The organism is Bacillus sp. SRB3LM (assembly GCF_015712745.1).
GTDB lineage: Bacteria > Bacillota > Bacilli > Bacillales > Bacillaceae_G > Bacillus_A > Bacillus_A thuringiensis_K.
Window position 1 is genome coordinate 23,954 of sequence record NZ_VWVQ01000114.1, and the last position, 19,913, is coordinate 43,866.

The following is a 19,913-nucleotide window of genomic DNA, read 5'->3' on the forward strand; positions in this document are numbered from 1 at the left end:
ATGTTGAAGATACATAAGCAGGGAATTTCGAAAACATAGCGAATATTTCATGGTACAACTACATATTTTTTTGATTTAAAGTGGTTTCGTTTGACCTTTATTGACCATAATTGTATTATAAGACTAAGAAAGCTTTAGAAGGAGGAAATAACAGATGAATTTAATTCCTACAGTAATTGAACAAACAAATCGTGGAGAACGCGCTTACGATATTTACTCTCGACTATTAAAAGACCGCATCATTATGCTTGGTAGTGCAATTGATGACAACGTAGCTAACTCAATCGTTTCCCAGCTTTTATTCTTGGAATCTCAAGATCCAGAAAAAGATATTCACATCTACATCAACAGCCCTGGCGGTTCTATCACAGCGGGTATGGCAATCTATGATACAATGCAGTTTATTAAACCACAAGTATCAACAATCTGTATCGGTATGGCAGCATCTATGGGTGCCTTCTTACTTGCAGCAGGTGAAAAAGGAAAACGTTATGCACTTCCAAACAGTGAAGTAATGATTCACCAACCACTTGGTGGAGCACAAGGTCAAGCGACTGAAATCGAAATCGCTGCAAAACGTATCCTATTCTTACGTGAAAAACTAAATCAAATTCTTGCTGACCGCACTGGTCAACCACTTGAAGTACTACAACGCGACACAGACCGCGACAACTTCATGACAGCAGAAAAAGCTTTAGAATACGGTTTAATCGATAAGATCTTTACAAATCGTTAATACTTAAAAGCGGAAGCGGCTCGTTTAGAATCGCAGGGCGATGGAGCCCCTGATTCCGAGGCGCTTTTTGCCTCGAATGAAGGGGCGAAGCGACCGGAGATTCTAGCCGCTGGAGCTGGATATAACTAAAAGTGGAAGCGCCCTATAATTGGGCGCTTCTTTTATATATTGTTCCCCGCTCACATACCCCATCCAGTATCCCTCTAAATATATCAACGATTTTTCAATTATATCGAACAAAACTTAAATTATATCAACGATTTTTTTAATATATCAACGGTTCGACACAACATATCGATTTACCGACAATCTACGACAAGGACAAACCACCTACATACCCCCTATCCCGAAAACGCCCTTTAAGTAAACCGCAAAAACAAAAAGCTATCGCACATGCGCGATAGCTTTTTTACTGTACATATGCAGCTAATGCTTCTAAAGCCTCTTCTGCATCTGAACCTTCTGTTGTAATTGTTATCATGCTTCCAGTTCCAATTGCTAAGCTCATAATCCCCATTATGCTCTTTGCATTTACTGTCTTTCCATCTTTCTCGATGAAGATATCTGCATGAAAGCGATTTGCCTCTTGTACAAACAACGCAGCCGGACGTGCTTGTAAACCGTTTTTTAATGAAACCCGAACTCTTTTTTGAACCACAGCTCCATTTCCCCTTTAACCTCTTATTTTTTTGCTACCGTTTCCCCCGCGCGTAATTTCTCTGCAATTTCATCGATTTTACGCAAACGATGATTAATACCCGACTTACTAATCTTCCCCCCGGATACCATCTCACCTAACTCTTTCAATGTTACATCTTGATAATCTCTTCGTAATTGCGCAATCTCTTGTAGTTTATCCGGCAATATATCAAGACCAACTGTCTCATCAATGTAACGAATATTTTCAATCTGCCTTAGTGCTGCACCAATTGTTTTATTTAAATTAGCTGTTTCGCAGTTCACTAAACGATTTACAGAATTACGCATATCACGTACGATTCGAATATCTTCAAATCTTAAAAGCGCATTATGAGCACCTATAATATTTAAAAACTCTGTAATTTTTTCTGCTTCTTTCAAATACGTAATGTACCCTTTTCTTCTTTCCAACGTCTTACTATTTAAATCAAATCCGTTCATCAGTTCACATATAGCATCATTATGTTCCTTATATAACGAAAAGATTTCTAAATGATAAGATGATGTTTCTGGGTTATTTACTGAACCACCTGCTAAAAATGCACCTCGTAAATACGATCGTTTACAACATTTCTTCTCAATCAATTCTTGTGATATATTTCGAATAAATGAAAAGTCATCTCGAACGATATGAAGATCAGCTAATATTTCACGAGACTTCTCAACAAGCCGCACAATATATACATTATTTTTCTTCAATCGCATTTTTTTACGAACAAGTAATTCTACCGTCACGTCATATCCTTTTTTCAAAAGCGTATAAATCCTTCTTGCAATTGCCGCATTTTCCGTTTGAATATCGATAGATAGACGACGGTTTGAAAAAGAAAGCGACCCGTTCATTCGAAGCAACGCTGATAATTCTGCTTTCTCACAGCATTCCTTCATCTCAAGATTCGTCAACTCTTTCTTTGTTTCTGATGCAAATGACACAGTCAACACCTCCTTATACGATTATTGCGGAACAAAAATCTTGTCCTATATGAATGAGGAGCGCTACCTCAAACGAGGCAACGCATATTTATAACAATGAATATAAAATCGAAGCTAACTTTAACGTATCATGCCTTACAACATGATCATCATACTTCGCCAATCCCTCTTGAATAATATCAATATTATTTTCAACAAAACGTTCTTCATCCACTACAACTGGTGTAGACATTTCTTCATCATATAACTTACGTAATTCACAAGGAATCTCACGGTTATTTACAATTGCAGTATTAATAAATGGTTGCCCTAAATGATCGTGTAACGCCTGCACATGATCAAAAGCAGTATATCCCATCGTTTCACCCGCTTGTGTCATAACGTTACATACATATACCTTCTTCGCCTTTGCAGCAAGAACAGCGTCTCCAATTTTGTTAACAACTAAATTGGGTAATATACTCGTATACAAACTTCCTGGGCCGAAAACAAGTAAATCAGCTCGTTTAATCTCAGCCAACGTTTCATGCAATGGCTCTACATCTTCTGGAGTCAAAAAGACGCGATTAATCTTCTTTCCGTAATAAGGAATCTTTGATTCACCTGTTACAATTTCTCCATCTTCAAGTTCCGCATGAAGTACCGCACTTTGATTCGCTGCTGGTAATACACGTCCTCTGACATTTAATACTTTACTTGTTTCCGTAATCGCATGGAAAAAGTCTCCTGTAATCGAGGTCATACCTGCCAACAATAGATTTCCTAACGCATGACCTTTCAGTCCGTCTCCTGTTGTGAAACGGTGCTGAAATAAAGCTTCCACCAGTGGCTCTACATCCGATAACGCAACAAGTACGTTACGGATGTCACCTGGAGGTGGAATTTCTAGCTCATCACGTAATCTACCTGAACTGCCACCATCATCAGCAATTGTAACAACTGCTGTAATATCAACAGGATATTGCTTTAATCCTCTTAATAAAACAGAGAGTCCAGTTCCGCCTCCCATGATGACAATTTTAGGCTTTCTCTCTTTTTTCATCCCTTAATGGCCCTTTCTCTTCTCCACATCACGATGAGATACATGAACACTATACTCTGGTTTCAAATGTTTCCCAAGGTATTCTGTAAGCGTAACAGAACGATGCTGTCCACCTGTACATCCAATTGCAATTACAAGTTGACTTTTGCCTTCTCTTTTATAATGAGGCAGCATGAAAGTAATCAGATCCGTCAACTTCTCTAAAAACTTATGTGTCTCATTAAATTTCAGTACATAGGAAGAAACTTCTTCATCTAGTCCTGTTAATGGCTTCATATGTGGAATGTAATATGGATTTGGTAAAAAACGAACATCAAATACTAAATCTGCATCAATTGGAATACCGTACTTAAATCCAAATGACATAACATTTACACGGAATGCTTGCTCAGTTTCTGTTGAGAACAAGTGAACGATTTTTTCACGTAATTCTTTCGGTTTTAAATCCGATGTATCAAGCACAATATTCGCTCGTGCCTTCATATCTGTTAATAAATTGCGCTCAGCTTCGATTCCCTTTAACGGCAAACCAGTTGGTGCAAGTGGATGCGAACGTCTCGTTTCTTTATAACGAGTTACAAGCGTACTATCTTTCGCATCTAAAAATAAAATATGAGGAATAATCCATGTACGTTCTGATAAATCATCAAGTGCTCCCCATAAATGTTCGAAAAACTCGCGGCCACGTAAATCAATACCAAGTGCCACTTTATTCATTTTCCCTTTTGAATCCGCCATAAGCTCAATAAACTTTGGCAATAACATCGGTGGCAAATTATCCACACAAAAATATCCTAAATCTTCAAAACTTTGTAAAGCTACTGTTTTTCCAGCTCCAGACATTCCTGTAATAATTACCATTTTTATATCATTATTCTCTGTCATCGTATCCTCTCCTTGACGGTTTAACTCGGATCTAATCGATATGAAAGCAACTCAAAATCTGGGGTATATACAAATGTACCGTAGATTATGCCATTTCCTTTAATTAAATAATCAATAATGTGATAATCTCCTGGCGCCATTGCTAAATCATCAATTTTATCAAATGTATGCCAACCAATGATGCCTTCTTCGCTCTCTAGTTTGTTTTCTCCTGCAAAATCTGTCGCTAAAAAGGAGAACATCATCCATTCAGAAACAACTTTATCACCTTCTTGGATGACAAAGGTGAAGACCCCCTTTAACGCTGGGTTTTTCAAATAAATACCTGTTTCTTCACGATACTCGCGAACAACGGAATCTCTTACAGTCTCCCCACGCTCCATTTTCCCGCCTGGTGCAACCCACCAATTCCGGCGAGGTTTTTGGAGTAAGAGTACTTCATTATCTCTAATTAACACACAGTTTGTCACTCTTTGCATGTTTCTTCACCTCAGCTACTTGCAGTAAAATTCCTCACTGCATACTTATTTCATTATACTATCAAAAACAGTTTGCTACAACGAAGGAGCCAGTCCTCTTTCGCTAAGCATATGCTACTCAGCAATTTTAAAAAAGCTTTCTATAACAAGCAATGTAAATGCTTAGATTTTTAATGAATAGCATGAAAAATCCCCTTAACGATTTTTATCGTCAAGGGGATTAAAGCCCTTATTTCTTACCGAAATAAGTAACAATCGCAAAGCCTAAAATAAAGGTAATAATTGAACTTATAATTGAAAATCCGCCAGTCGGAATCCCAGGGAATACAATTACAATTGAACCGATTACAAGTCCAATAATTGCCGCAAATGTCATACTTTTATAACGATCTAATAAAAAACTAATGCCTTTACTACTTACAACAAATCCAACCATAACACCAGCACCGATAACCACGATTAAAGGTAAGTTAAGTGTAGTTAAAGCGTTAATTGCTGTCGGATACACACCAATAATTAATAAAATAAACGATCCACTAATTCCAGGAAGCAGCATGGCCATACTAGCCATCCATCCTGCGAAAAATAAACCAATTGCATTTAAAATTGTTAAAGTCGTAATTGGATCTGCTGCCTTATCTGGTTTAAAGAAAGCTGTAATCGCAACAAGAATTGCTGCAACTATTAATAAAACGATGTGCTTACCTTTAAACGACGACTTTGCATCAGCTTCCCTCATTAGCATCGGTAATATACTAATAATTAAACCGAGGAAGAAAAATTGAGTCGGTTCATAATGATTTGCAAGTAAATATTTAATAACGTGACTTAACGTTAAAAATGCCGCTGCCACGCCAGCTGCAAGGGGAATTAAAAATCCTAAATGTTTTTTCCATTCACGACTAAAGAATCCACTAATTGCCGCAAGCAATTGTTCATAAATCCCTAACACAACAGCGATTGTACCGCCGCTCACACCAGGAATTAAATCACTAACGCCCATACAAAATCCACGATATATATTACGCCATTCCATACTGAATAAATTCCTCATTTCTTATAGTGATTTTTTCCGTAAAGTCCAGTATATCAATAAGAAAGCTTATAATCCTTATATTTTTTGACAAAACTTTGACATTTTCACACAAAAAAAGAAGAAAGCTCCTGTCGGTAGCTTTCTTCTCACAAGGTATATTATCCCTTATTTTTCTGATACAGTTTTTAATTCCTCTAATAATTCTTCTACGTAATGTTGTGCACTTTGCGCTGCAATACTACCGTCACCTGTTGCAGTTACAATTTGACGAAGCATTTTCTCACGAACATCACCAGCTGCGAAAATACCAGGGATTTTCGTTTCCATACGCTCGTTCGTTTCAAGGTAACCATTTTCATTTGTAATACCTAGTTCAACAAATGGTTTTGATAAAGGTAACATACCGATGTATACGAATACGCCGTCAGTTTTGACTTCTTTCTCTTCTCCACTATTTACGTCCACAAGTGTTACACTTCCTACTTTACCACTTGCTTCGTTGATTTCTTTTATCGTGTGGTTCCAAATGAAATCTACTTTTTCGTTTTGGAAAGCACGGTCTTGTAAAATTTTCTGTGCACGAAGCGTGTCACGACGGTGAACGATCGTTACTTTTGATGCGAAGCGTGTTAAGAACACACCCTCTTCAACAGCAGAATCTCCGCCGCCAATTACGATAAGTTCTTTTCCTTTAAAGAATGCCCCGTCACATACTGCACAATATGATACACCGCGGCCGCCAAGTTCTGTTTCACCCGGTACACCAATTTTTTTATACTCTGCACCGCTTGCAACGATAATTGCACGTGCTTTATATTCTTTTTTACCAGCAATAATTGTTTTGTATTCCTTACCATCGATGACTTCTTTTACATCACCGTATGCATATTCGGCACCAAATTTCTTTGCATGCTCGAACATTTTATTTGATAAGTCTGGTCCTAAAATAGACTCATAACCTGGGTAGTTTTCTACATCTTCCGTGTTTGCCATTTGGCCACCTGGAATACCACGCTCAAGCATTAATGTGCTTAAATTTGCACGAGATGTATATACTGCAGCTGTCATACCAGCTGGTCCTGCACCAATAATAACGACATCATAAATTTTTTCTTCTGACACACTATTCACTCCTATCCATTCCTACACAATTAAGTTACCCTCATTATACTGTTAGCATCATTTTTTTCCCAATGATTTGCTTATCTTATGTGTGCGTACGCTTAACAGCTTGCACATACTTTCGGACAGTCGCTACAGATACATTATATACATCTCCAAGCTCCGACTGTGTCATTTTATTTCCTTGTTCGCCGCGTACAATATATTCAATCGCAGCTGACCAGCCGTACACATTTGTAAATATGTCTCCAGATGTATATAAACGTATGAACGTACAAAACCAAAAGTGTAAACACTCTTCAATTAATTCATCATCTTTTTTCGTATAATTGTATAATGCATCCGCGATTCGTACGCACTGCTCAAATTGTTGTAAATCAGCTGGAATACTCTTATGACTATTAAGTAAAAAGAAGTACTTTGCAAGTTGCGACACGATGGGAACACCGTTCTTCGCTTGCGTTATATCAAAAAAGAATCCAACCTTCTCCGGCGTTGACAATTCATTCATTAAATATAAAGCTAGCATTTGTTCTTCTAGCGTCGCACTTTGCTGAAATGATTTTCGTAATTCTTCAAATAACACGTTTTGTCCTTCATCTGCTAAATTCAGCGCATTCCACGGTTCTTTTCCCTTTTTATCAGGATGCAATTCTACGACATGTTGCCACATTTTTTCAGCTAGTTGTTGATCTTTCACCATATACGCAGAATATGCAAACCAATAATAAAAACTAACGTCTCCCTCGTATCCTTGACGCTTTAATAGTTTGAACCATTTATATGCATGCTCGAAATAACCAATTGTTGCAAGTGTAGTTCCCAGTTTCAAACGATGTTCAAATGAAATTGGATATACTGAAACTAGCTGTCCCGCTAACGCTTCTACTTGTTTATGCTCTCCAATTGAATATAGAAAAATAAGCGTATTACAAAGCGCATGTATATTACCAGGATTTTTCTCTAAAATCATTTCTGTTAACTTCAGTGCTTTGTCTACATTACCAGATTGAAAATGTGCAATGGCTAAATTATTATGCCCTGACCAAAACTCCGGATAATCCTTAGTAACAATTTCTAATGTAGCAATTGCTTCTTCCAATTGTCCATTACGAATATAACGATTCGCTTCTTCCTGCATAACAATTAAATCATCTTCATCTTCAATCTCTTCCGCACCCATTGCTTCTTCTTCCATAATCTCAAGAAGTTCTAATGTATCTTCTACGAATTCCTTCTCTTTTGCAACTTCTAAATAACGATCTGCATATTTCTTCGCCTGTTGAAATAACCCCATATATGCATAATTATTTGCAATAAAATAATAGCACTGTTCAAGTTCTGGATTAGATCTAACTAACTTTAAGAAGATTTGATTCGATTCTTGATATTCACCAGCCTCAGATAATACTGTTGCTAATTGACATAGAATAAACGGCTCCTTCTCACTTTGTGCCGCTCTTCGAAAATATTTAATTGCATCTTGCAATTTTTGTCCTTTGTAAGCTCTCATCCCTTTTTTATAAAAGAAGTCCGCTAATTGATTAAAAGAGATAACTTGTCCGTTCTCCTTATATATCCTTTGATTTTTCCCCATATATCCTCCAGTTTTTTGTTTTCTTCGTTCACACATTCTTCTATCTATAAGTATAAACGATTCCGTAAAAAACAAAACAGTATATTATACTCAATTATTTCCTTTTTATTCATAAAAAAAGAGGAGAAATGTTACATTTTCACCATGAACCTTCTCTTGCGGTCATTTGCTCTTTCGTATAAATAATACGCATTGGATTTCCACCTACGAAAGCACCGCTCGGTACATCTCTATGAACAAGTGTGCCAGCTGAGACAGTCGCACCGTCTCCAATTTTCACACCTGGTAATATTGTTACATTCGCTCCAATCATTACTTCATTTCCAATGACGATTTCGCCAAGTCGATATTCACGAATTAAATATTCATGTGCTAAAAGCGTTGTGTTATAGCCAATAATCGAATTCTCTCCCACAGTTATCTTTTCTGGGAACATAATGTCCGGCATAACCATAAGTGCAAATGATGTTTTCTTTCCTACTTTCATCCGTAAAAAAGTACGGTACAACCAATTCTTCACAGATAAAAATGGCGTGTAACGCGCAATTTGGATAATAATAAAGTTTTTCATTACCTTCCAAAAAGACACTGTTGTATACACATTCCATAACGAATTTTCTCCTGAAACAGGATAGCGCGTTGTCCGTCGCACTTAGCTCGCTCCTCTACTAACTTACTTGGACCTTTATGAACGGTTCATATTAGACAAAATCGGTAGCAAATCACTCATTTTATCTAGCATAAAGTCCGGCTTGTAAGCCTCTAAATACGCTCTACCTTTCAACGTCCATGAAACCGCAGCTGTTTTCGTCCCCGCATTTTGACCACCGACAATATCATGATGATTATCCCCAACCATCAATGCCTCTTCTGGTTTTGCATCTAATAATTCAAGCGCTTTTTGAAGTGGCTCCGGATGTGGTTTCACATGCTCTACATCATCAATTGTCACGACAACATCAAAAAATTCATCAAGCTTTGACAACTGTAATCCCATCTCAACGGTTTGTCTCGCTTTCGTTGTAACAATACCAACTTTATAACCTTGCTTCTTCAACTCTTGAACTGTTTCATATACAGTTTCATATTCTTCTACTAATTCATCATGATGATCATGGTTAAATTGACGATAGCTTGTAATTAACTCTTCAACCTTACTTTCATCAATCTTACTGAAAGTATCATGCAAAGACGGACCGATAAATGGCAATACATCTTCACGCTTATATTGATTTGGATAATATGTATGTAAAGTATGTAAAAAAGAAGAAATAATAAGTTCATTTGTATTAATTAACGTTCCATCTAAATCAAATAACACTGTATTTATTTTCATTGCCTGAGTCCTTTCTCTTTCCTGAATATGAAAGAAGCAGCATCTTATAATAAGATGCTACTTTTCTCTAATTTTCTAAATATCTTTTATCAGCTTGCCCCATTTTTCGTCTCACAATAATGAAAATAATAGAAATAACAACAAGTCCAATTGACATTACTTGTGCAATACGAAGTGGTCCTAGCATTAAACTATCTGTACGTAAGCCTTCTACGAAGAAGCGTCCTACTGAATACCAAATTAAATATGTGAAGAATAATTCCCCGCGACGTAAATTCACTTTTCTTAATGCAAGTAGTAAAATTACACCTACAAAATTCCATAATGATTCATATAAAAACGTCGGATGATAGTACACACCCTCAATATACATTTGATTAATAATGAAATCTGGTAAATGAAGACCTTCTAAAAACTGTCTCGTTACTTCATCACCATGCGCCTCTTGGTTCATAAAGTTTCCCCATCGGCCAATTGCTTGTCCTAGTAAAATACTTGGAGCAGCAATATCAGCCAACTTCCAGAAGGAAACTCCACGTCGCTTCGCAAAAAGAATTCCGGTAATAACAGCCCCGATTAAACCACCATGAATCGCCAAACCACCTTGACGAATATTAATAATTTGACTCGGATTTTGTGCGTAGTATTCCCATTCAAAAATAACATAGTACATTCTCGCAAAAAGAATAGCGATCGGTACCGCAATTAATACAAGGTCAACAAATGTATCTTTTGGAATACCTAGCCTTTCTCCCTCGCGAGTTGCCAGCCAAAGACCTAATAGCACACCTGTACCAATAATAATCCCGTACCAATACACAGGAAACGGCCCAAGTTGGATAGCTACACGGTCAAGCTGTGGTACAGAAGCTAACAGCATATGTATATGACCTCCCTCTCCAGAGTTTACTCCTGATTTCCTAACTCAATCGCACTCATTAATCGTTCTGAGAACTGTTGTGCTGCATTGACTCCCATACGTTTTAAACGGAAGTTCATCGCTGCTACTTCAATAATAACAGCCAAGTTTCGACCAGGACGAACTGGAAGTGTAATCTTCGTAAGTTCTGTATCAATAATTTTCATCTTCTCTTCATCAAGACCTAAGCGATCATAATTTTTCTTTTGATCCCAAATTTCAAGATTAATAACAAGTGTAATACGCTTATAATTTCGTACTGCCCCTGCACCGAATAACGTCATAACGTTAATAATACCTAGACCACGAATTTCTAATAAATGCTCGATTAAATCTGGTGAGCTTCCTACTAATGTGTCTTCATCTTCTTGGCGAATTTCTACACTATCATCAGCAACAAGGCGGTGGCCACGCTTTACAAGCTCAAGAGCTGTCTCACTTTTACCAACACCACTTTGACCTGTAATTAAAACACCAACACCGTAAATATCTACTAATACACCATGAACAGCAGTTGTTGGTGCTAACTTACCTTCTAAATAATTGGTTAAACGACTTGATAATCTCGTCGTCGTTTGAGAAGAACGTAATAAAGGCATGCCTGATTCACGTGATGCTTGTAATAACTCATCTGGTACATCTTGATTACGAGTTATAATAATACATGGCGTCTCCTCAGTACAAAGCGCTTTCATTCTCTCTTGTTTTTGCTCTGTTGTTAACGTATCAAAGAACGTAAGCTCCGTTTTACCAAGAAGCTGCACACGATCTGCTGGATAGTATGTAAAAAATCCTGCCATTTCAATTCCAGGTCGTGATAAATCACTTGTATCAATCGGACGATGAATGCCTTCTTCACCACTGATTAACTCCAATTGAAATTGTTCAATTAAATCTTTTGTCCTTACTTTCGGCATATGTATAAACCTCCACTCCGCTGCGGGTTCAGTCTCGTTTGATGTGAAATTCCATTCTATCGGATATTGTACCATTTTTTTCTGGAAACAAGAAATACGGTTTCTAATAAATAGAAAAAAACATTTCATACGAATAATGAAATGTTTTTCTTTTTGTCACTTTCTCTTTTTTTCATATAGAGGTTCAACAATTGCCTTTTCAATTATCATATTAAAAATTGAAATACAAATTGCCGCAACAATCGCTACACCAAATCCTGATATATTAAAAGCATCTCCTAATAATGAATCTGCTATTTTTAACGTAATCGCATTAATAACAATTAAGAAGAACCCGAAAGTTACAACCGTAATTGGTAACGTAATTAAAATTAAAAACGGTTTTACGAACACATTTAAAACAGCCAAAATAATACTCGCAATAATTGCAGTTTGTATATTTGCTACGTAAAATGCATCTGGTGCAATCCCTTTTAAAAGTCCCGATACAGCGATTAACACAACGCTATTTACAAGAAGTGATACAATCCATCTCATTTCGTTACACATCCTTTTAACCATATATATTTCATCATACGCTAATAGATAATAAACGCAAGTATCATACAAATACTTATATCAACTTATTCTACTCTTCATGCTTGTATACCTACTAATACTTCCTCGCAAAATAAGGACCACACCACCTATTTTCATGAGTTTTTACAAAGGTCCAAGTGAAATCTTTATCTACAATATAGATATCGCCTTTATACGCATCGTCTGTCTCACACAATATATCATCCATATGTAACAAACTCGCATCCTTTATTAACAGTACTTCATCACAGTGTTGGTAGAAAACATAGCACTCCTTTTTCGCTTCATTATGAAACGCTCTCTCTGCTTCTGTTCCTTCTAAACACTTCTTTTTCTCATAACTAAATATGTGCCATAGATAACCACATGCATACCTATCTCCATAAAGAAAAATATCTTCTTTTTCTTCATCACTTAAATGATTTGCAAAGTGATCCTCCCAGCGCTTGCGAAAATATATACCCCAACTTTGAAATTCTCTTACCTTCATATTTTTCTTCCTTAACATCTCTAAAAACTCCATCTTCTCCCCCTATACAATAAAAAACCGAGCGTCATTTCCACTCGGTTTTCATCAATAAACTTATTGCGATAACTCTACTTCTTTTATTTTCTCTTTCATTCTTGCTTTATCACGATTTAAGATCTCTTTTAAATACTTACCTGTGTACGAGCGCTCTTCTTTCACTACTTGCTCTGGCGTTCCAGAAGCAACGATTTGTCCACCTTTATCTCCGCCCTCTGGTCCAAGATCAACGATATAATCAGCTGTTTTAATTACATCTAGATTATGTTCAATTACAAGTACAGTTTCACCGCTCTCAACAAGACGTTGCAGCACTTCTAAAAGACGTGCAATATCATGCGCATGCAAACCAGTCGTTGGCTCATCTAAAATGTATAACGTACGACCTGTAGAACGACGGTGTAATTCAGAAGCTAATTTCACACGCTGTGCTTCCCCACCAGATAATGTTGTTGCTGGTTGACCTAATTTCATATAACCAAGCCCAACATCTACAAGCGTTTGAAGTTTACGCTTAATTTTAGGAATATTGGCGAAGAATTCTACTCCATCTTCAATTGTCATCCCTAACACTTCAGAAATATTCTTATCTTTATATTTCACTTCTAACGTTTCACGATTATATCGTTTACCGTGACAAACTTCACACGGAACGTATACGTCTGGTAAGAAGTGCATTTCAATTTTAATAATTCCATCACCACGGCACGCTTCACAACGGCCACCTTTTACGTTAAAACTGAAACGTCCTTTTTGATATCCGCGCACTTTCGCTTCATTCGTTTGTGCAAACACATCACGAATATCATCGAATACACCTGTGTACGTCGCTGGATTAGAACGTGGTGTACGACCAATTGGTGATTGATCAATATCAATTACTTTATCTAAATGTTCAAGACCTCTAATCTCTTTATGAGTACCTGGCTTCGCTTTCGCTTTATATAGCTTTTGCGCTAACGATTTATATAGTACTTCATTAATCATCGTACTTTTACCAGAACCAGATACCCCTGTTACCGCTACAAACGTACCGAGTGGAAATGACATCTTCGCATTCTTTAAGTTATTCTCTTTTGCGCCGACAATCTCCACTTTACGTCCGTCACCTTTACGTCTTTCAAGTGGAACCGGAATAAACTCTTTACCGCTTAAATACTTCCCTGTTAATGAATTCTCATCTTGCATCACTTCAGCTGGTGTACCTGCTGATACGACTTGTCCGCCGTGAATACCTGCGCCAGGCCCGATATCAAGTAAATAGTCAGCTGCCATCATCGTATCTTCATCATGCTCAACAACAATTAACGTATTACCTAAATCACGCATTTCTTGCAATGTACGAATAAGACGATCGTTATCACGCTGGTGTAAACCGATAGAAGGCTCATCAAGAATGTAAAGCACGCCAGTAAGACGAGAACCAATTTGCGTCGCTAAACGAATACGCTGCGCCTCACCACCTGATAATGTTCCGGCGGCACGACTTAACGTTAAATAATCTAAACCGACGTTTACTAAGAACCCAACGCGCTCCTGAATTTCTCTTAAAATTAAATGAGCAATTTTTTGTTGTTTCTCCGTTAACTCCACATTTGAGAAGAATTCCTGTACTTCTTGAACAGAATATTTCGTTACATCAGCAATCGTTTTCCCACCAACGAAAACAGCTAAACTCTCAGGTTTTAAACGTCCACCTTTACACTTCGGACAAGCTTGTTCTGCCATATACTTTTCCATTTGCTCACGAATGTAATCAGAACTCGTTTCGCGATAACGACGTTCAATATTTGGAATAACACCTTCAAATAAAATCTCATTTTCCTTTACTTGACCAAATTCATTTACATAGCGGAAATAAACTTTCTCTTCACCGCTTCCGTACAACACTTTATCAAATAAATCTTTCGGTATATCTTTCACAGGCACATCCATATCAACGCCGTAGTGATTACATACAGATTGTAAAAGTTGTGGATAGTATTGTGAACTTGTCGGTTCCCAAGGTGCAATCGCATGTTCATTTAATGATAAATCCCAGTTCGGGATAACAAGCTCTAAATCGACCTCTAGCTTTGAACCAAGTCCATCACAAGAAGGACATGCTCCGAACGGACTGTTGAATGAGAACATACGCGGCTCTAATTCTCCGATTGAAAAACCACAATGCGGACAAGCATGATGTTCACTAAATAGAAGTTCCTCTTCTCCCATTACATCAATTAACACTCGGCCTCCGCCAAGCTTTAATGCACTTTCAAGTGAATCAGCAAGACGGCTTGCGATTCCTTCTTTTACAACAATACGGTCAATTACAACTTCAATGGAATGCTTCTTATTTTTATCTAACGTAATATCTTCAGATACATCAAGCATTTCACCATCAACACGTACACGAACATATCCTTGCTTCTTAATATCTTCAAGTACTTTCACATGTGCACCTTTACGCCCAGACACGATAGGAGCTAACACTTGTAATTTCGTACGTTCAGGATATTCAAGAACACGGTCTACCATCTGCTCTACTGTTTGTGATGTAATTTCAATTCCATGATTTGGACAAATTGGCGTACCAATTCGCGCAAATAATAAACGTAAATAATCATAAATCTCCGTTACCGTTCCGACAGTTGAACGTGGATTACGACTCGTCGTTTTTTGATCGATTGAAATCGCTGGTGACAATCCTTCAATCGTGTCCACATCCGGCTTATCCATTTGTCCTAAAAACTGGCGCGCATACGCAGATAATGATTCTACGTATCTGCGCTGCCCTTCTGCATAAATCGTATCAAATGCTAATGATGATTTCCCCGAACCAGACAATCCCGTTACAACGACAAGCTGATTTCTCGGAATGGTTACATCAATATTTTTTAAGTTATGTGCTCTAGCACCTTTTACAACGATAAAATCCTTGCTCTTACTCACTTTTTTCACCCTTCCGCTTTTAATTCTAATAGTAAATCTCTTAGTTCAGCTGCACGCTCGAAGTCTAACGCTTTTGCTGCTTCTTTCATCTCTGCTTCCATCTTCGCAATTGTCTTTTCGCGCTCTTTTTTCGTCATTTTCTTAGAAGGAGTTGCTTCGTATGTTTCTGTCTCTTCAGCAGCTGTCGTTGCACGGATAACATCACGAACGCCTTTTTGAATCGTTTTCGGCGTAATACCATGCTCTTCATTGTAAGCTTCTTGTATACTACGACGACGCTTCGTTTCTTCAATCGCAATCCCCATAGATTTCGTTATACGATCTGCATACATAATAACGCGGCCGTTTTCATTACGCGCGGCACGACCAATTGTTTGAATTAATGAACGTTCTGAACGCAAAAATCCTTCCTTATCAGCATCTAAAATAGCTACAAGTGATACTTCCGGAATATCTAATCCTTCTCGCAATAAGTTAATACCGACAAGTACATCAAATTTACCGAGGCGAAGATCACGGATAATTTCAATACGTTCTAACGTTTTAATTTCAGAGTGAAGATAGTTAACTTTAATTCCTACATCTTTTAAGTAATCCGTTAAATCCTCTGACATTTTCTTCGTTAAAGTCGTAATTAATACACGTTCATTTTTTGCAATGCGATCTTGAATTTCTCCTAATAAATCGTCAATTTGCCCTTCAATTGGTCGTATATCAATTGGTGGATCTAAAAGCCCTGTTGGACGAATAATTTGTTCTATTACTTCTGGTGACTGCTCTAACTCGTACGGTCCTGGCGTTGCTGAAACATAAATAACTTGATTCGTTTTCTCTTCAAACTCATCGAATGTGAGCGGTCTATTATCTAAAGCTGACGGCAGACGGAATCCATGATCCACAAGCACTTGCTTACGCGCTTGGTCACCGTTATACATCGCTCTTACTTGCGGTACTGATACGTGCGATTCATCCATAACGATTAAGAAATCTTTCGGGAAATAGTCTAATAGCGTATACGGCGTTGCCCCCGCTGGACGAAGTGTTAAATGACGGGAGTAGTTTTCGATACCTGAACAAAATCCCATCTCGCGCATCATTTCTAAATCATAACGTGTACGCTGTTCTATACGCTGCGCTTCTAACAACTTGCCGTTATCATTTAATTCCTTTAAACGCTCTTCTAATTCTTTTTCGATATTTTCAATAGCGACCTTCATCTTTTCTTCACGTGTAACGAAGTGAGATGCTGGGAAGATTGCTACATGATCACGTTCTGCTAATACTTCACCTGTTAACGCATTTACTTCACGAATACGATCGATTTCATCACCGAAAAATTCGATTCGAATACAATGCTCATCAAGTGATGCCGGGAAGATTTCAACTACATCTCCGCGTACACGGAATGTACCACGCTTGAAATCAATATCATTACGTCCATACTGTACATCAACAAGTTCACGAAGCAATTGATTACGGTCTTTTTCCATACCAACTCGAAGCGAAACAACTAGCTCGCGGTATTCTTCTGGAGAACCTAAGCCATATATACACGAAACGCTCGCAACGATAATTACATCGTCTCGTTCAAATAATGCAGACGTTGCCGAGTGACGCAATTTATCAATTTCATCATTAATCTGCGCATCTTTTTCAATAAACGTATCTGTTTGTGGTACATACGCTTCTGGCTGATAATAATCGTAGTAACTAACAAAATATTCAACTGCATTATTCGGGAAAAAGTCTTTCAACTCACTATATAACTGCCCTGCTAACGTTTTATTATGAGCCATAACAAGTGTTGGCTTTTGCACTTCTTTAATGACATTTGAAATCGTAAATGTCTTACCCGTTCCTGTTGCTCCAAGCAACACTTGCTTTTTCTTTCCACTATTAATTCCCTCTACAAGCTTCTCTATAGCTACCGGCTGATCACCTTGCGGGGAATACGCTGAGACAATTTCAAATTGACGTTCCAAGAAAATCCGACCTGCTACAAAAAATATAGACAAATGTATATTCTTAGAGTGTTCCTGCTTCTACGTGTCCTGCCTTGCCAACCACTCGCTACTACAGTTTGATCTAACACTCCACAGGCGTAAATTCCGATGTAGCCCACCGTACATATATACAATCTATTTACGTTAGTATTGTATATTTTTTTGCTTGTAAAAGGTTTATTGACGCGTTCAAATCTCTATCCATTACATTTCCACAGTTACATGTATATACTCGGTCGGATAGCTTTAAGTCTACTTTCTTTTGACCACAGTATGAACATAGCTTTGAAGATGGATAGAACCTGTCTACTTGACGTAATTCAATTCCATATTCCTCACATTTCGTCAATAACCATGTTTTAAATGTATAAAAGCACTGCTTAGCAACTGCTTTAGATAGATGTTTATTCTTCATCATACCTTTTACATTCAAATCTTCCACTGTAATAAACGTTGGCTTGGTTTTCACCACATCATTTACAACAGATTTTACATACGCTAATCGAATATTTGCTAGCTTGGCATGTAGTTTTTGCACCCTAAGAATATTTTTATCTATATTCGCTCTTTTGTTAGTAGCAGATTGTTCACCTCTCTTTCTTATATTTTCAAATTTGCGTGATAAAGAGCGTTGTTCACGTTTCAACCGTTTTTCTATCTTTTTTACTTGTATTGTTTTGTTCATATTTTCATGAACGATACCATCGCTACGTATAGCGAAATCCTTTACCCCCAAATCAATACCTAGACCTGTTTGATTGAGTATTGGCTTCATTTCTGCTTCTTTCCATTCGCAAAGCACAGATACAAAATATCTTCCTGCTCTTTTACCTATCGTCCCACTTTTTACAATCGCATTTTGGGGGATATACCCATATTCTTTTAACCTCATCCAACCAATCGTTGGAACTTTTACTCTATGTCTTTCTACTGTCCAATCTGTTTTGTTGTTTTTAGGAAAATAGCATTTCACATCTTGATTCTTCTTTTTCTTATAACGTGGAAATCCAGATAAACCCTGAAAGAATCTTTTAAAAGCTTTATCTCCATTCATAATGGCCTGTTTTACCGCTTTACTAGATACCTTTTTAATCCATTGACTACATTCTTTTGTATAAACATTGTTTAGCCATTTAGAAAAATCATATCCACTAAGGAACCTTCCCTCTGATTCATACATCTCTTTGTTTTTGGAGAGATACAGATTATAAACGTACCCACAAACCCCAATCGTTTGATTGATCTTGGTTATTTGTTCATGTGTCGGTTTTATCTCTATAAAATATGCTCTTCTCATGTCTCTTTATCCCTCGACATTTTTTGTATTTTCTCAATCATATATCTTACAACTACATACACGAATGATAGATAGCAAATCTTGAACAATTTCTTCTTGTAGAGATTGTTTTTCATTTATTTTTTTGACTTTGATAAGTAGTTAAAACATCTGGATTATCCTATCTTTTCAATAGACATGTGAATCATTCCCCAAAACTCTTTCAATATATACTCTTTCATAATTACATTTTTATACATCTGTCTATCATTGTTTGCTTTTTTGAATACTGTTTAATGTTCCTCATAAAAATCTGTATTATTATTTTACCACGAATACCTATAAAAAACCTAAAAAAACGAACAGATATTCGGTAAAATTTTCGACAATATACACGTAGAAAAAGGAAGGAGTAAATACTTCCTTCCTCTACTAATTCTATTTTTTAGGTACATATACTAAGTCATATCCATTGCGCCCATTTTCATTCACACAGTCTATTAACCTATAAGCCGTTTGCGATTCACACTGCTCTTTAACAATCCTTTTACAGCTATCTTTATATAACCTCTTATCCTCACCAGCAAATTTGTCTTGTCTACTATCTAACACATAATGTATATCTTTCCCACTATGCTCTAATGTTTGAAAAACCGGGTCATCTTCTTCGGTATACTGTACAATTCTTATTTCATCAACTTTCCCTTGTTCCACATTCCAAACGAACTGCTCGAATTTATCTAGATTGGAAATCCTGGTTCCCTTTACAATGACATCATTCTTCTTGTTAATTGTAGTGTTAGATGGTGAACATGCTACTAAACTAAAGAGAAATAGATATATATAAATGGTTCTTTTTCCTATTTTTATCCTCTCCTATAAAAATTATTTGTA

19 protein-coding genes are annotated in these 19,913 nt (G+C 37.1%); 1 reads left to right on the plus strand and 18 read right to left on the minus strand.

Features of this window, described 5'->3' with window-relative positions:
• The first annotated feature begins 154 nt into the window (after nucleotides 1-154).
• Complete coding sequence (gene clpP, locus F3I02_RS32525; RefSeq protein WP_001049162.1) at nucleotides 155-736, plus strand: ATP-dependent Clp endopeptidase proteolytic subunit ClpP; 582 nt, start codon at nucleotides 155-157, stop codon at nucleotides 734-736.
• Between the two features lie 409 nt (nucleotides 737-1,145).
• Here clpP and F3I02_RS32530 read toward each other — a convergent pair whose 3' ends face one another.
• The 18 genes from F3I02_RS32530 to F3I02_RS32615 form a co-directional block, all read right to left on the minus strand.
• Nucleotides 1,146-1,394 (minus strand): HPr family phosphocarrier protein, encoded by a 249-nt coding sequence (locus F3I02_RS32530; RefSeq protein ID WP_000250310.1) that lies wholly within the window; start codon nucleotides 1,392-1,394, stop codon nucleotides 1,146-1,148.
• 23 nt (nucleotides 1,395-1,417) lie between these two features.
• Nucleotides 1,418-2,368, minus strand: a complete 951-nt coding sequence (gene whiA / locus F3I02_RS32535) for a DNA-binding protein WhiA (protein WP_000006560.1) — start codon at nucleotides 2,366-2,368, stop codon at nucleotides 1,418-1,420.
• An 88-nt stretch (nucleotides 2,369-2,456) separates the two neighbouring features.
• On the minus strand, nucleotides 2,457-3,410 hold the full coding sequence (locus F3I02_RS32540; protein ID WP_196478808.1) for a gluconeogenesis factor YvcK family protein: 954 nt from the start codon (nucleotides 3,408-3,410) through the stop codon (nucleotides 2,457-2,459).
• Nucleotides 3,411-3,413: 3 nt separating this feature from the next.
• Entirely contained in the window at nucleotides 3,414-4,295 is an 882-nt protein-coding gene (gene rapZ, locus F3I02_RS32545; protein ID WP_000138459.1) for an RNase adapter RapZ, read from the minus strand.
• A 20-nt stretch (nucleotides 4,296-4,315) separates the two neighbouring features.
• Nucleotides 4,316-4,774 carry an NUDIX hydrolase gene (locus tag F3I02_RS32550; RefSeq protein ID WP_001190080.1) on the minus strand — a complete coding sequence of 153 codons (459 nt, stop codon included), beginning with the start codon at nucleotides 4,772-4,774 and terminating at the stop codon, nucleotides 4,316-4,318.
• 229 nt (nucleotides 4,775-5,003) lie between these two features.
• Entirely contained in the window at nucleotides 5,004-5,810 is an 807-nt protein-coding gene (locus tag F3I02_RS32555; RefSeq protein WP_000455196.1) for a DUF368 domain-containing protein, read from the minus strand.
• 165 nt (nucleotides 5,811-5,975) lie between these two features.
• Nucleotides 5,976-6,932 carry a thioredoxin-disulfide reductase gene (gene trxB / locus F3I02_RS32560; protein ID WP_001288078.1) on the minus strand — a complete coding sequence of 319 codons (957 nt, stop codon included), beginning with the start codon at nucleotides 6,930-6,932 and terminating at the stop codon, nucleotides 5,976-5,978.
• 85 nt (nucleotides 6,933-7,017) lie between these two features.
• A complete protein-coding gene (locus F3I02_RS32565) occupies nucleotides 7,018-8,529 on the minus strand; it encodes a tetratricopeptide repeat protein (protein WP_000517724.1) in 1,512 nt (503 codons plus the stop codon).
• Nucleotides 8,530-8,668: 139 nt separating this feature from the next.
• Nucleotides 8,669-9,181 carry an acyltransferase gene (locus tag F3I02_RS32570; RefSeq protein WP_131250602.1) on the minus strand — a complete coding sequence of 171 codons (513 nt, stop codon included), beginning with the start codon at nucleotides 9,179-9,181 and terminating at the stop codon, nucleotides 8,669-8,671.
• A 33-nt stretch (nucleotides 9,182-9,214) separates the two neighbouring features.
• Nucleotides 9,215-9,865, minus strand: coding sequence for a pyrophosphatase PpaX (gene ppaX, locus F3I02_RS32575; protein WP_000700960.1), 651 nt, complete (start codon nucleotides 9,863-9,865; stop codon nucleotides 9,215-9,217).
• Nucleotides 9,866-9,932: 67 nt separating this feature from the next.
• Nucleotides 9,933-10,745 (minus strand): prolipoprotein diacylglyceryl transferase, encoded by an 813-nt coding sequence (gene lgt / locus F3I02_RS32580; RefSeq protein WP_046946629.1) that lies wholly within the window; start codon nucleotides 10,743-10,745, stop codon nucleotides 9,933-9,935.
• A 26-nt stretch (nucleotides 10,746-10,771) separates the two neighbouring features.
• Nucleotides 10,772-11,701, minus strand: coding sequence for an HPr(Ser) kinase/phosphatase (hprK, locus tag F3I02_RS32585; RefSeq protein ID WP_001127251.1), 930 nt, complete (start codon nucleotides 11,699-11,701; stop codon nucleotides 10,772-10,774).
• A 156-nt stretch (nucleotides 11,702-11,857) separates the two neighbouring features.
• Nucleotides 11,858-12,238 carry a phage holin family protein gene (locus F3I02_RS32590; protein ID WP_001267308.1) on the minus strand — a complete coding sequence of 127 codons (381 nt, stop codon included), beginning with the start codon at nucleotides 12,236-12,238 and terminating at the stop codon, nucleotides 11,858-11,860.
• A gap of 115 nt (nucleotides 12,239-12,353) precedes the next feature.
• Nucleotides 12,354-12,803 carry a DUF4275 family protein gene (locus F3I02_RS32595; protein ID WP_196478809.1) on the minus strand — a complete coding sequence of 150 codons (450 nt, stop codon included), beginning with the start codon at nucleotides 12,801-12,803 and terminating at the stop codon, nucleotides 12,354-12,356.
• Between the two features lie 60 nt (nucleotides 12,804-12,863).
• The gene (gene uvrA, locus F3I02_RS32600; RefSeq protein ID WP_196478810.1) at nucleotides 12,864-15,740 is read right to left on the minus strand and encodes an excinuclease ABC subunit UvrA; all 2,877 of its coding nucleotides are present in this window, start codon (nucleotides 15,738-15,740) and stop codon (nucleotides 12,864-12,866) included.
• A gap of 5 nt (nucleotides 15,741-15,745) precedes the next feature.
• Nucleotides 15,746-17,722 carry an excinuclease ABC subunit B gene (gene uvrB, locus F3I02_RS32605; protein ID WP_000441060.1) on the minus strand — a complete coding sequence of 659 codons (1,977 nt, stop codon included), beginning with the start codon at nucleotides 17,720-17,722 and terminating at the stop codon, nucleotides 15,746-15,748.
• Between the two features lie 160 nt (nucleotides 17,723-17,882).
• Complete coding sequence (locus F3I02_RS32610; protein ID WP_196478811.1) at nucleotides 17,883-19,040, minus strand: RNA-guided endonuclease InsQ/TnpB family protein; 1,158 nt, start codon at nucleotides 19,038-19,040, stop codon at nucleotides 17,883-17,885.
• A gap of 417 nt (nucleotides 19,041-19,457) precedes the next feature.
• Nucleotides 19,458-19,889, minus strand: coding sequence for a DUF4362 domain-containing protein (locus tag F3I02_RS32615; RefSeq protein WP_033690032.1), 432 nt, complete (start codon nucleotides 19,887-19,889; stop codon nucleotides 19,458-19,460).
• Between the last annotated feature and the right edge of the window lie 24 nt (nucleotides 19,890-19,913).